This is a genomic window from Dendrosporobacter sp. 1207_IL3150, assembly GCF_036763085.1.
Classification (GTDB): domain Bacteria; phylum Bacillota; class Negativicutes; order DSM-1736; family Dendrosporobacteraceae; genus JBAIYU01.
Genome location: NZ_JBAIYU010000021.1, coordinates 40,450 through 54,347, shown reverse-complemented (window position 1 = coordinate 54,347; position 13,898 = coordinate 40,450). Strand labels below are relative to the sequence as shown.

Below are 13,898 nucleotides of genomic sequence, written 5' to 3'. Positions count from 1 at the left end.
TAAAATAAAGAAACTGCAAAGGAACGGGGTAATAAGTTGCGCGTCATCAGCTTAATTATGCTATTATGCCTATCAATTTCATTAATGGGATGCGGCAGTACCAGCAGTCAGTACATTAATTTTGAAAAGCAAAAGCCCATTGAAAAAAATCGGAATAACGGCTTAGCAGAACAGCGGCCTATTCGAATCGCTTTAGCCACAGTTATTTCGCCGAATGAGACTATTGCTAACTATCGTAAAATTGCCGAATATATATCTAGTCATATTGGCAGACCGGCTGTATTAATACAAAGGAAAACTTACGAGGAAGTAAATATGCTGATGTCTAACGGCGAAGCAGATATTGCTTTTATGTCGACAGGGGCATTTTGCGCTTATCGGGGCTTAACAGAAATAGAGATATTATCAATGGCAGAATTTGAAGGCACTACGCTATATAAAGCCCAAATAATAGTGCATAAAGATAGTGATATTAAGTCCTTAAGCGATTTACAGGGCAGGACTTTTGCTTTTACTGATCCCTTAAGCTATTCAGGTCACATGGCAATTGTTGATCTTTTGAAAGATCAGAATGTTAGGCCAGAAAAATACTTTAGCCGATATATATATACTTATAGTCATGATAAATCGATTTGGGCAGTGGCTACAAAGGCCGTTGAAGCGGCCAGCCTTGACAGCATGATTTTTGACTATGCCCAAATTCGTACACCAGCCCTCACTGAAAACCTTAGGACGATAAGTTATGTTGGGCCGGTTCCTACTGGTCCGGTAGTAATTAATAAAAAACTTAGCCAAGAGCAAAAAGAACAGCTGCAGAAAATATTTTTAGAAATGCACCAAGATTTAGAGATGAGCAAAGCTCTAAAAGGTCTTTTAATTGACAAATTTGTCTTGCCAAACACTGAATTATACCGTCCGCTTCAGAGACTTTATGAGCAGACAGGTGGTTTGATATGAAATGGTGGTATCGTTACAGTATTTATTCAAAAATTAATTTAATTATTGTTGGAACACTACTATTCTTAAGTCTAGTCATGGCTTTACTAATGCAGGGAGCAACACGTGAACTGCTAGAGCGGCAGATCGAACAGAGGGGTTATGAGGTTGCTAGTTATATTGCTGCTTTAAGCGTTAATGATATACTTTTGGACAATGAATACTCGATTTTCGAAAGAATTAATAAGGCGAAAGATAATAATAAAGATGTGCGCTATATTCTCATTTCCAGCTATACAGGTAAAATTATTGTCCACACATTTGCTGGTGGTCTACCGGAAGGATTGCCGCTGAATCTTAAATTAGAACTAGATGATTATGACTCTCAACAGCCGTATAAATTGACAAAGTTCAGCAGCAATGAGGGGCCAGTATACGAAATATTAGTGCCAATAGAAAACGGCAACGTGGGTTTTGTTAGGGTAGGCATGTCTGACAAAAGTACCAGTGCTTTACTGGATGCAAAAATGGCCGAATTCTCCTTAACAGCAGTTATTGTCTGTCTTATTGCTGTAGTGCTGGCAAGTTGGTTAGCCTCTGTAATTATCAAACCAATAAGAGGGTTAGCGCATGCAGCTGAGGCAATTAAAAACAATAATTACTCTGTTCAAGCCAATTATAATACTGAGGATGAGATCGGACAGTTAGCAACTGCATTTAATGGAATGGCAGCATCCCTGAAACAAAAAGAACAGGAAAACAACCAGCTGCTTGACGCATTAAGAGCCAAAGAACTTAACCGAACAGTTTTGCTTAATAAGCTATTTACAGCCCAAGAAGATGAAAGAAGGCGGCTTTCTCGGGAACTGCATGATGGGGCAGGACAGTCTATTACATCAATATTGGCATATTTGCGCCTTTTACTATCAGAGATAACCGACATAAATCAGCGTAGTCTGCTCAATTCAGCTCGCGATGTCATTGTTGGAGTGTTAAGTGAACTTAGGCAAATGGCAGTTGACTTGCGGCCGCCGGTGCTTGATGACCTTGGACTAGTAGCAGCAATCGAAAAATACTTGGCTGGATGGAAAGAACGATATAACATTTCAGTTCATTTTAATGCACCGAAACAAATTATCGTACCCGACCAAGTAGCATTAGCATTATACAGAATTTTGCAGGAGGGTATGACTAACATTATCCGTCATGCTAAGGCTACGAACGTGGAAGTCAGGATTAGTATAGTTGATGATGAAATAAGGTTGATTATTATTGACGATGGCTGCGGTTTTTCGCCGATTGTTCTAGAGAGGGCTCTACAAATAAACAGGCTGGGCCTTTACGGCATGAAGGAACGTGCTGAACTCTTAAATGGAACTTTTTCTGTAGAATCTTCAAGAGGCAAAGGTACAATTATTACTACCGTAATACCGTTAACTCAAGGGGTGATAAAAATTGAGTAAAATTCGGATAATATTAGCCGATGATCACTCTATTATGCGTACAGGCTTAAAACTGCTTCTTAAAAGTGATTCATCAATGGACGTAGTTGGTGAAGCTAGTAATGGTGAAGAGCTTCTTAAAATATTAGAGCAAACTTTAGCTGAAGTTATTATTTTAGATTTATCAATGCCCGGAATGAGTGGTTTAGAGACCATTAAGGAAATAAAAAGCAGAGGCATTCAAACCAAAATCTTAGTTCTTACGATGCACACCGACGAACATTATGTAAGAGCTGCAATGCAGGCTGGTGCTAGCGGGTACTTAGATAAAAGTGTTTTTGACAGTGAGCTTCTAGCGGCCGTAAAAGCCGTAGCAGGTGGTCAGTTGTATTTAACTAATAACCATGCGCTGTTGCTAGTTAATTCGCTGCTAAATAGTCCCCAGGCGGACGAAGCAGGTCAAGATCCTTATGCACTATTAAGTTATCGGGAAAGAGAAGTGCTGAGATTGTTGGTGCGTGGTTATTCAATGGCTGAGATCGCCAAACAGCTTTGCCTTAGCGTAAAAACTGTAGACACCCACAAGACTCGAATTATGCTTAAGTTAGGAAAAAACAAGAAAAATGAATTGGTTGATTATGCCTTGGAGTATGGTCTTTTAACCCCTAAGGAAATCTAGTTCCGTACTAATGCTTAACTGATAAAAGCAGTAAGAAACCCCAAGAATCTATGATTCTTGGGGTTTCGGCGTTACATTTTCATAGCGGCTTCAGCTGCTAGCGGGGAACGCTCGCATTCATCGTGTTGTAGTGTTACTTGGTAACATAAACTGCTGCCGAGCATTTTTTCGCTTGAGTAAACTAGCCCATTAGTTTGACTGTCTAAATACGGGTGGTCAATTTGGGCAGGATCGCCTAGTAAAATAATCTTGGTACCTAAACCAGGCCGGGTAATAACGCCTTTAGCTTGTTTTGGCGTTGAATTTTGCATTTCGTCGAGAATCATCCAATATTTCTGCAATGATCTGCCGCGCTGGTATGCAAGGGCTTCAGTTTGTAAAATCCGCTTATCAAAAAGCATCTGAACAGTATCCTCAATTTGGGCGACTTCCTTAGAATCTGAGGCTGTTGGCCCAGACATCAAGGTGAATAAATTATCGCGAATACCTCGCATGTAAGGGCTGATCTTCTCGCTTTCAGAGCCCGGTAAAAAGCCGATTTCTTCATCCATCGGGATATTAGGGCGGCAAATTAAAACATGATGGTATTCTCTTGGTCTGCAGTCCATGTTCTTATATAGACCTACTGCTAGTGAATAGAAGGTTTTAGCAGTGCCAGCAGGTCCTTTAATTATTACGAGAGGTGCTTCTTCAGCACTCATCATTAAGCATTCCTGCATAAATATCTGTCCGACGTTCCTAGGAGTCACACCGAAAGGGTTACGGCTGCGATATTTAAGATGGACGATTTTTTTGCCATCATAGCGTCCAAGCGCAGTATGGCGTGAGTTTTCTAAAGATCGAATTAATAGGAATTGATTAGTTATGAGTGTCGGGGACGTAAGGGTATGGGATATGCTGTCATATACTTTTATGCATTCAGGCTCGATACAATTGCTATCATCACGATGAAAATCATTTATTACATCAGAAGAAGTATAAGCTTCTAATCTGCCAGTGTACTGTTTGTCTATTGCAGCCACACGATCGTTATTAAAATCCTCAGCTTGTATTTTAAGTATTGTTGATTTAACTCGCAGATTGGTATCACGGCTCACTAATATAGTCTGATGGCCGCTATCAACAAGGCCTTTACAAACCTGTAAGATTCTATTATCTGGCTTATATCTATCCCAATGTACTGGCATTGAAATATCTAGATGGTTTGCTTCAATTTTTAGGATTCCTCCTAGCTCGTTAAGTTTAACACCGTCTAGAAGATTGCCAGCTATTCTTAAGGAATCGATAATCCTGCTTACTTGCCTACTGTTAGCTCCCCGCTCAGTAGATTCAGCTTTAAATTTATCCAGTTCTTCTAAAACTATTTCGGGAATAACGACAGTATGCTCACTAAAGGCGAATAAGGCTTGAGGGGAATGCAACAAAACGTTTGTGTCAAGAACATAGTGCTTAGCCAAAACTTTAGCCCCCTTTAGAATTATATTGCTTCTAAATGATAAGTAAAACTGGCTCTTTGTGCACAAGACTATAGTATAAACTTAGCCTTAATCGGCAACGAACAATATACTTTTATATTGGCCCCCTCTATTTTCCAAATGGTTTACAAAATGCACAATGTAATCCCCCTTTTTGATTGAGAATTTACACTTATGATATAGTATATGCAACACAACCTTCTGTGAAGTAAGAATTACATTAAATATCTTAAAAATAAATGAGGCGACTTACTGGTCGCCTCATTTATTTTAATTTAATTTTATCAAAGTCAGCAATCGATATTGTTAATAATCAATTAACTATTAGTTAAATCTTGTTTAGATGTAGCTGCCAAGGGCTGACTAAAGGTGAAAGTGGTACCATAATTAACCTTGCTTTGGACTCTGATTTCGCCACCAAGCATCTCGACAATAAACTTTACTAGTGATAGACCCAAGCCGCTGCCGCCAGCATTACGAGTCCGGGCTTTATCCACCCGATAAAAACGGTCGAAAATAAGTGGAAGGTCTTTATATGGAATACCTATGCCATTATCCTGGATACTTACAAATGCAGTAGTGTCACTTTGCCAGCATTTTAAAATTATCTTACCGTTATTAGGAGTATATTTAACAGCATTCTCAACTAGGTTAACGATAACTTGCTTTATCCAATCGTAATTAGTTAGAGCAATAGTTAAATCACTAGACGACTCAAAGATAATAGTGATATTCTTCTGCTTAGCCTGAGGCATTAGCTCAGTAGTAACTGTATTTAATATAGGCTCAAGGGCTATCTCTTCAAGCTGAATTTGTTGGCGATATTCCTGTGAGTCAAGTTTTGCAAGCTGTAGCAAAGCTTTGATCAAACGATTCATTCTTTCTGCTTCGGTTTGAATAATAGACACAAATTTAACGCTTAACTCGGGACTCTCCAGTGCTCCATCCAGCAGCGTTTCTGCAAAGCCTTTTATAGCCGTAAGCGGTGTAGCGAGCTCATGTGAAGCATTAGCAACAAAATCAATCTGACGTTCATGAATTTCCTGCATTGTCGTTATGTCGTGAAAAACACTCAAAACACCAACTACTGCGTGTTCACTTAGGGTAATTGGAGCAAAGAAAACTTGAAAAACTCTTTTACTTCCGTCAATATTTATTTTTAGGTTGATAAACTGATTTTGATTGGTTGTAATTGTTGTATGGATAGTCTGATTTAATATGCTGTTGCCAATAACCTCGATGCTGTGTTTGCCAATCATGGCATCAGTGATACTGAATATCTCCCGGGCTCTTTTATTAGCGGTGGTAACTCGCCCGTAGCGATCTAGTAAGAGCACAGCATTGTCCATATGCTGCAATATTAACGACAACTTTTTTGCTTCTGCCGAAGTTTCATTAATTTTGTCTTCAAGATTAGAAGTAAGTTTATTCAGAGTGTGTGCTAGTATTTCAAGTTCGTCCCCTGTCCTAACATGAATGCGGCGATCCAGGTCGCCATCAGCAATGTCTTTTGCCGCAGCTGTTATTTCCTCAATAGGAGTTGTATATTTACGGGCAAGACTTATGCTTAGAAGAATAGTCAGGAGAGATGCAACAAAAATAGCAGCAAGTAAGGTTGATCTAATATTGGAATAAGCTGCTTCAACTGGTCCTAGGGTGGTGGCAGTCCGAACTGTTCCGATAATTTCATGGCCATGTTTGATGGTAATGGCAGCATACAACATGTTTTGACCAATTGTTGAACTATAGCGTACAGCCGTTCCGTAGTCAGATGTTAATGCTGTTTCTATTTCCTGACGATGGAGATGGTTTTCCATAGATGCAGGGTTTTCCCATGAATCAGCCAGCACAGTGCCTGATGTATCGATTATTGTTATTCGTAAGTTGATCTGTGTACTAAGCTCTTTAATCTTCTCATCAATGCTGGCCTTTTCTGTTGGCCCATTCATATATTCTACGATAAGCCGTTCAGTTATTTTTGCATTTGTCACTAAGTGTGCAGTTTGATCTTCTAAGTTTTGGCGATAAAAGAACCACAATAAATAACTTCCTAAAAGAGTTAGGGCAAAGATAATAAGCAGCAAAAATGACACTAGGATTCTTGCTCTAAAACCCCATCTGAACATACTAATCACTCCCTCGCTAGCCTCATTATAGTGGCAGAATTAGGATAGACGCAACATAAGATGAGTGGATAATATAAAGAATTGGTCAATTTACACAAATTTAACACCAACTTAGTGAAACTTTACTTTATCTTAACATGGTTCAAACTTGTCTTGTATTATACTGGGGGTGAAAAGGGGGAGTACAGAATGCAGTCAAGGCCTAGAAGAGTATTAATAGTTTCGGCATCGATTGGTTACGGCCATAACCAGGCAGCTAAAGCTATTGCCTGCAAATTGTCTACCCAGCCTCAAATGCAAGTCAATATAGTCGATTTTATGGCAGATGAAATTTCATATCTAAATTCGCTGATAAAAGAAACTTATTTTAAAATGCTGGCGCTTTCGCCTAATGTTTACGATCTGTTGTACAGATGGACCCAAGCATCGGCAGAAGGTGAACAAGTAGCGAACCTGCTTGCGGCGGTAATGAAAAAGCGTATGGAGAAGTTAATTGTCGAGTATAAACCTGATCTAGTAGTATGTACACATCCTTTTCCTTGCGGCGCAGCTGCTTACCTAAAAAAAAACCGAAAAGTCAAAACGAAATTAGCGGCAGTAATAACCGATTATGCGTTGCATCAACTATGGATTTATAAAGAGGTTGACTTATATTTCGTTGGAGACGTTGAACTAAAGTGCTCCTTACAAAAACATAGCATATTAGGCAGTAAGATTATTGTAACAGGTATTCCGATTTCTTCATCATTCAGCCAGATAAACAATGATTGTACGATAATGAGTGACCTTAAACTGAGCAATAATCTTCCAACGATACTCATAATGGGTGGAGGACTAGGTTTAGGTGGCGTACGAGAGACCTTGGAAAGCCTAGAAGCCATTCCTAAATTACTTCAGATATTGGTTGTGACTGGGGAAAATAGAAGTTTGCGGCAGGGATTGACGGTTCATGCAGCAACTTCTAAGCACAAAATACATATATTTGGTTTTACTAAACAAATCGCTGAACTAATGATTAGTTCAGATCTACTTATAACAAAGCCAGGTGCGCTGACTATAAGTGAAGCGTTGGCAATGAAATTACCCATGGTGTTTTTTCAACCTATTCCTGGACAGGAAAGAGATAATGCTGCACATATAACGCAAAAAGGAGCAGCAGTTTTAGTAGAAACTTCTGCTCAGCTGAAAAATAGTGTTGAAAGATTAATAAGCCATCCTTCTGAGATTCAATCAATGAAAGCTAGAGCTGCAATGTTAAGTAAACCAAGGGCTGTCGATGATATCGCAGCTGAGTTATGCAGTACATTAGTCGGGTATAACATTGCGGGTAATATTTAAGATTTAAGGGAGGTTAATTATGAAATTGCCTGCTCTAGGAACCTTACCACTTGTTGCTGGTGCCAAATTAATATTAGCTGCCGTTAGTCCCTTGCAAAGAATTCTGGATCAGCCAGGGATAACACATGAATTCTGCAATCGACAAGCAGTTACTATTCTAGCTAATGATGGCTATTGTGGATATGCTCGCTTTTTGAATAATTATATTGCTGAACTAAATGCAGGCGTTTACTGGGCTGATAAAGGGTGGAAAAATGTAAGTCATTATTATGAACCAGTAACTAGGAAAGGTTTATGGCAGTTTAATCATGCGATTGATAGTTTCACAGATTTCTACAATCAGGCATTAGAAGCCGCCAAGCTGAAGAAATTAAGTGATGCCGTATTTTATTTGGGGGCATCAGCCCATTTAGTGCAAGATTTATTTGTCCCCCATCACGCTAGAGCACAACTTTTTAATGGACATAAAGAATACGAGAGTTGGGTTACACAAAACTATTCCAAATACGCGGTTTTTAAAGGTTGTCTAAACATTGAATATAAAGATTTGAAATCTACAATGGTTTTCAGCGCAGCAACTGCAGCCGATTTGTATGACTATGTTAATCTGGCTAAAGGCGGAAGCAGATATCATGATGCTACTAGTATTCTTTTACCACAGGCTCAACGGGCAACCGCTGGGCTTTTTAAACATTTTCTAAACACAGTTAATTGTATTATAGGGTTGAAAGTCACAGTAGTAGCCTGAAAAATTAACACAAAATTAACTAATAGCTGGCAAATATAGTTATATAATTAAATCAAATTAACCTGCAGTATATTTACGCAATTTGGGGGAAATCTCGATGTTTACTCTAGGCTGGGGAATGACAAATTCTATAACAGGGATTTTTTCGGAAGATGAAACTGATAATGATACTCTAGAAGGCCAGCTTAATAGTATTTTAAATAGTAAGGCGATAAATTCAGTATTTCAGCCTGTTGTTTCTTTAGCTGACGCGAGTGTAGTTGGGTATGAAGCACTTAGCCGTGGTCCGCAAGGCTCACTGTTAGAACGACCTGATATTTTATTCGAAGCTGCTGAGAAATTTAACAAGCTATGGGAAGTGGAGCTGCTTTGCCGCATGTCAGCACTAGAAAGAGCAAAATATATGCCACCTGAAAAAATGCTATTTCTGAATGTCGACCCAAAGGTAATTAATGATCAGCGTTTTCAAAAGGGGTTAACCAGGGAGATTCTAGATAAGTATCATATAGATCCGACAAATATAATCTTCGAAATAACTGAGAAGACCTCGGTGGATGATTATCGAAGTTTTCGGCGTGTTCTCGATAACTACACTAGTCAGGGATATAAAATCGCTATAGATGATACTGGGTCAGGATATTCTGGACTAAGAATGTTAGCGGAAACAAGGCCTCAATATATTAAGATGGACATGCAGTTAGTGCGCAATATTGATAAAGATAATCTTAAGCAAGCATTAATAAAGGCTTTTTACGATTTTGCCGTATCTACTAACATGAAAATTATCGCTGAAGGAATTGAAACTACTAGTGAGTTGCATACGCTAATTGATATTGGCATTCATTATGGACAAGGGTACTTGCTGCAAAAACCCATGAGTCAGTTCTTAGAGCTAAGACCTGATGTCAAGGAAATGATAAGAAACAAAAATGAGCTTAAGAAAAAGGAGGCCCTCTATACGGTGGTTACAATGCCTGTTGGAGAAATTGCCAGGACGGATGATGCTTGTACTCCGAAAACCACCGGGGCTCAGATCATAGAATTATTTAGCAGCAATCCCTCAATGCGCGGGATACCTGTTGTCGAAAACGGTAAACCCGTAGGTTTACTTATGAAGGATAAATTTTTAGGAAATCTTGCTACTCAATATGGAATAGCTATTTATATGAATAGACCGATAAACTTACTAATGGACCAAGAACCCCTTGTTGTTGATTACAATATGCCACTTGAGCAGGTATCAAAGTTAGCAATTACCCGAGCAGATGATACATTATATGACTATATCATTGTTACTAAAAACGGACGATATTTTGGGGTAACAACAGTTCGCCGTTTGCTGGAAAAAACTACACAATTGGAAATAAGCAAGGCTAAGCATTCTAATCCCCTTAGCGGATTGCCTGGTAATATTCTAATAGAAGAAAAAATAAAACAGGCAATTGATAGTAACGCTAATTATTCGGTGTTATATTTTGATCTTGACAATTTTAAGCCTTTCAATGATATCTACGGTTTTGATAACGGCGATAAAATTCTAAGTATGACTGCGAAAATAATAAGGCAGCAGCTAGAATTATTTTTTCCAGAGAGTTCCTTTATTGGTCATATAGGTGGCGATGACTTCATTGCGGTAGTCAGCTCGCACGAAGTTGAACAGCTCTGCCAATCAATAATTGATATTTTTGACATGAAGATCAGGGATTTCTATAGCGATAAACATCTTAAAGATGGTTATATTATTGCGAAGAACCGTCATGGAGTTGAAGAAAGATATCCAATAATGTCAATATCGATTGCTGTTGTAACAAATAAAGGGCGGGGATTTTCCAACGCGGCTGAATTAGGCGAACTGGCAGGACTAGTTAAAAAGTTGTGCAAACTGACTTGGAATAGTTGTTATAAAATTAGACATACCTCCGAAGAGATTTTAATTGGTTAGCAGCGAGTCTTAAGCACGTTTATTTTGCTAACAATAAAAAAACCTTAAAATTAAAATTAGGATATGGACAAAGTTAACACAGAATTAACATTTGCTTAACACAAGAAAACTGACATTAGCTTACAATTAACTTGTGTGAGTTTACTATTATATGGGAGGGTATTATTAATGAAATTTTTCCGTAAATCAAAAATGATGATAGCTGCTGTTGCTTTGATGCTTGGCGTAACTTTCGTAGCTGGCTGCGGTGGCAAGAAAGAGGCTTCGACTGATTTACAAGGTACAGTATCTGCTTCTGGTTCCACAGCATTGCTGCCATTATTAAAGCCTGCTCAAGAAGAGTTCCAAAAGAAAAATCCTAAAGTAACTGTTAATATCGCTGGAGGCGGTTCCTTCACAGGTATGAATCAGGTAGCTGCCGGGTCTGTAAATATCGGAAACTCCGATGTTAATCTGCCTGCAGAATTTAAAGATAAAGGTTTAGTAGATCACCAAGTAGCTGTAGCTCCATTCGTGTTCGTAACTAATCAAGACGTCACCGTTGATAATTTAACCAATCAACAATATGTAGATATACTTACCGGAAAAACAACCAACTGGAAAGAAGTTGGTGGTAAGGATCAAAAAATCACTTTAATCCATCGTGCAAAATCTTCAGGCTCTCGCGCTACTATTGCTGAAGTTGTTCTTAAAGGTGCTGCTTTCACAGATAATGCAGTTATTCAAGATTCAAACGGTGCAGTAAGAGCTGCTATCGCCAGTACACCAGGAGCTATCGGTTATGTTGATGCTCCATACGCTGACAACACTGTAAAAGTACTAGCGTTTAATGGTATAAAATATACTCCAGATGCTGTAATAAATGGACAATATCCTGTATATGCCTATGAGCATATGTATACAAAAGGTGAAGCTACAGGTGCTGTAAAATCTTTCCTTGATTATGTATTGAGCAAGGAATTCCAAGAAAACTATGTTGAAAAGAATGGCTTTATCCCTGTTACAAAAATGAAGAAATAATCCCCTCCTCACAAAAGAGTCATGCTAAAGCATGGCTCTTTTGCTTTTAGAGAATTTTTAACCGCGAAAGTGCAAAGGACGCAAAGATATTCGCTATTAGTGATTCTAATAGCGAATATCTTTGCACTATTTGCGATTTTGCGGTTGGTATGTTACTCGCCTAAATTTAACAAAAAATTAACATTCCCCTAACAATGATGGTACATACTTTTGTTTATAATGCAAAGGAGAACTGATAAGAATGTGGGGTAGACTTTTATGCAATTAGCAGCAAAGGAGCATAACGTTATGGATACCGCTAATCGTGAACATAAAATAAAGCTTATGTATGATCGCTATGTACGATATTTATTTATCGCATGTGCATTTTTGATGACGGTGATAATTCTGTCGATAATTGTATTCGTTGGACAGCAGGGATTATTAACTTTTACTGAAGTAAGCCCAATAGAATTCTTTCTTACGTCAAAATGGGACCCTACTGAAGGACAATATGGAGCGTTAACCTTTATTCTAGGATCGATTTCTGTAACAATGCTAGCCATTTTCTTTGGGGCACCCCTTGGTTTAGCCGGTGCGGTCTTTATGGCGAAAATTGCTCCATCATGGCTTCGTGAGTTTATGCGTCCAGCCACAGATCTTTATGTAGCCATTCCTTCAGTCGTTTACGGCTATGTTGGTTTGACTATTCTCGTACCATTTGTTAGAGAAACATTCAATGTCAGTACTGGATTTGGCCTTTTCGCGGCAGCAATCATTCTAGCTGTTATGATACTGCCAACAATTATTAGTATTTCCGAGGATGCTCTGCGGGCTGTTCCACGTCCATTAGAAGAAGCCTCGCTTGCATTAGGAGCAACACGCTGGCAAACTATTTGGTTAGTGCTTATACCAGCCGCCCTTCCTGGGATTTTGACTTCAATTATTTTGGCAATGGCAAGAGCGATTGGGGAAACCATGGCAGTTCAAATGGTTATTGGCAATACACCACAACTAGCACAATCATTATTTATACCTACGTCTACTCTGCCAAGTGAAATTGTTGTCGAAATGGGAAATACTCCGTTTGGCTCAGTTTGGGGCAATGCTATATTTTTAATGGCGTTAGTACTTCTTGTAATTTCATTGGCGATGATTCTAATTATTCGACGGATTGCTCAAAGGAGAGTGGCATAAATGTCGGCAAAAATAATAAATAAACTAGCCACGGCAGTTATGTGGCTGGCTGGTATTGTGATTATTGGCATATTGGCTGCATTTTTGTTATTCATTTTATATAAAGGCCTTCCTGTATTATCTTTTGATTTTCTTTTTGGTATGCCGAGTGATATCAGAGCTGGCGGCGGGGTTGGTCCCCAGTTGTTCAATTCATTTTATATTCTGGTTTTATCATTGGCTTTTTCCATCCCGGTTGCTATTGGTGCAGGAATATATCTGGCTGAATACGCGGGTAACAACCGTCTGACAGATATGATTAGGCTAAGTACGGAAAGTTTAGCGACTGTACCATCCATCGTTCTTGGCTTGTTTGGGATGATTATTTTTGTTAATATGCTGGGTTTTGGTTTTAGTATCATCGGTGGGGCTCTGACACTAATGCTATTAAATTTACCGGTACTTGTTCGGGTTACTGAGGAATCAATTCGTACTGTACCAATGCACTATCGGGAAGCTAGCCTTGCCCTTGGAGCGACCAAATGGCAAACAATATGGCGGGTAGTTCTGCCAAACGCACTGCCAGGTATAATTACCGGTATTACGCTTACTTCAGGCAGAGCACTGGGTGAGACTGCTATATTGATATTTACTGCAGGCACTACTGCTTCAAGAATATTCCCTGATTTTGATGTTACTGCAGCTGGAGAAACTTTAGCTGTTCACATGTGGTATGTTATGGCAGTAGGTTTAGTTCCTGATAGAGTAAGCATAGCTGATGGCATAGGCGCTTTATTAATATTAACAATCCTAGTGTTTAATCTTATGTTTACAATACCTGGAAAGATACTGCAAAAAAAACTTGGAGCTTCTAGGCATTAAAAATTTATAGCCCCTGAGGGGGCTATTTTTATACCGTTATTTATACTTTTTCTAGTATTTATTAAGATTATGTTAAGCCAATGTTAATTGTGCTGTATTGCCATATTATTGTAGAAAAAATTAATATATGATGATTTTAGTAGACATAGTATTGG

Annotated in this window: 11 protein-coding genes; 9 read left to right on the top strand and 2 right to left on the bottom strand. The window is 38.8% G+C overall.

Features of this window, described 5'->3' with window-relative positions; translation table 11 throughout:
* The first annotated feature begins 36 nt into the window (after nt 1-36).
* The 3 genes from V6C17_RS11355 to V6C17_RS11345 are packed head-to-tail and all read left to right on the top strand — an operon-like array spanning nt 37 to nt 3,057.
* On the top strand, nt 37-957 hold the full coding sequence (locus V6C17_RS11355) for a substrate-binding domain-containing protein (protein ID WP_333522694.1): 921 nt from the start codon (nt 37-39) through the stop codon (nt 955-957).
* Nucleotides 954-2,399, top strand: a complete 1,446-nt coding sequence (locus tag V6C17_RS11350; protein WP_333522693.1) for a HAMP domain-containing sensor histidine kinase — start codon at nt 954-956, stop codon at nt 2,397-2,399. Before V6C17_RS11355 ends, V6C17_RS11350 begins: the two co-directional genes overlap by 4 nt.
* Nucleotides 2,392-3,057, top strand: a complete 666-nt coding sequence (locus V6C17_RS11345) for a response regulator transcription factor (protein ID WP_333522692.1) — start codon at nt 2,392-2,394, stop codon at nt 3,055-3,057. Before V6C17_RS11350 ends, V6C17_RS11345 begins: the two co-directional genes overlap by 8 nt.
* A gap of 71 nt (nt 3,058-3,128) precedes the next feature.
* Here the strand turns inward: V6C17_RS11345 and V6C17_RS11340 are convergent, their stop codons facing one another.
* Complete coding sequence (locus V6C17_RS11340) at nt 3,129-4,514, bottom strand: PhoH family protein (RefSeq protein ID WP_333522691.1); 1,386 nt, start codon at nt 4,512-4,514, stop codon at nt 3,129-3,131.
* Between the two features lie 335 nt (nt 4,515-4,849).
* The gene (locus V6C17_RS11335) at nt 4,850-6,658 is read right to left on the bottom strand and encodes an ATP-binding protein (RefSeq protein ID WP_333522690.1); all 1,809 of its coding nucleotides are present in this window, start codon (nt 6,656-6,658) and stop codon (nt 4,850-4,852) included.
* A 189-nt stretch (nt 6,659-6,847) separates the two neighbouring features.
* Here V6C17_RS11335 and V6C17_RS11330 point away from each other — a divergent pair, with 189 nt between their 5' ends.
* From V6C17_RS11330 to pstA, 6 genes are all read left to right on the top strand, one after another.
* Nucleotides 6,848-7,996 carry an MGDG synthase family glycosyltransferase gene (locus V6C17_RS11330; protein ID WP_333522689.1) on the top strand — a complete coding sequence of 383 codons (1,149 nt, stop codon included), beginning with the start codon at nt 6,848-6,850 and terminating at the stop codon, nt 7,994-7,996.
* 19 nt (nt 7,997-8,015) lie between these two features.
* Entirely contained in the window at nt 8,016-8,744 is a 729-nt protein-coding gene (locus tag V6C17_RS11325; protein WP_333522688.1) for a zinc dependent phospholipase C family protein, read from the top strand.
* 97 nt (nt 8,745-8,841) lie between these two features.
* Nucleotides 8,842-10,686: a GGDEF domain-containing protein gene (locus tag V6C17_RS11320; protein WP_333522687.1), complete on the top strand. Its 1,845-nt coding sequence runs from the start codon at nt 8,842-8,844 to the stop codon at nt 10,684-10,686.
* A 168-nt stretch (nt 10,687-10,854) separates the two neighbouring features.
* On the top strand, nt 10,855-11,706 hold the full coding sequence (locus V6C17_RS11315) for a phosphate ABC transporter substrate-binding protein (RefSeq protein ID WP_333522686.1): 852 nt from the start codon (nt 10,855-10,857) through the stop codon (nt 11,704-11,706).
* Nucleotides 11,707-11,964: 258 nt separating this feature from the next.
* Entirely contained in the window at nt 11,965-12,882 is a 918-nt protein-coding gene (gene pstC, locus V6C17_RS11310; RefSeq protein WP_442891486.1) for a phosphate ABC transporter permease subunit PstC, read from the top strand.
* A complete protein-coding gene (pstA, locus tag V6C17_RS11305) occupies nt 12,883-13,743 on the top strand; it encodes a phosphate ABC transporter permease PstA (protein WP_333522685.1) in 861 nt (286 codons plus the stop codon).
* Nucleotides 13,744-13,898: the final 155 nt, after the last annotated feature.

Excerpts from the sequence above, each read along its gene's own strand:
- V6C17_RS11325 (WP_333522688.1), top strand. The coding sequence starts at position 8,016 with ATGAAATTGCCTGCTCTAGGAACCTTACCACTTGTTGCTGGTGCCAAA.
- V6C17_RS11335 (WP_333522690.1), bottom strand. The coding sequence starts at position 6,658 with ATGTTCAGATGGGGTTTTAGAGCAAGAATCCTAGTGTCATTTTTGCTG.
- pstC (WP_442891486.1), top strand. The coding sequence starts at position 11,965 with ATGCAATTAGCAGCAAAGGAGCATAACGTTATGGATACCGCTAATCGT.
- V6C17_RS11350 (WP_333522693.1), top strand. The coding sequence starts at position 954 with ATGAAATGGTGGTATCGTTACAGTATTTATTCAAAAATTAATTTAATT.
- V6C17_RS11330 (WP_333522689.1), top strand. The coding sequence starts at position 6,848 with ATGCAGTCAAGGCCTAGAAGAGTATTAATAGTTTCGGCATCGATTGGT.
- V6C17_RS11315 (WP_333522686.1), top strand. The coding sequence starts at position 10,855 with ATGAAATTTTTCCGTAAATCAAAAATGATGATAGCTGCTGTTGCTTTG.
- pstA (WP_333522685.1), top strand. The coding sequence starts at position 12,883 with ATGTCGGCAAAAATAATAAATAAACTAGCCACGGCAGTTATGTGGCTG.
- V6C17_RS11320 (WP_333522687.1), top strand. The coding sequence starts at position 8,842 with ATGTTTACTCTAGGCTGGGGAATGACAAATTCTATAACAGGGATTTTT.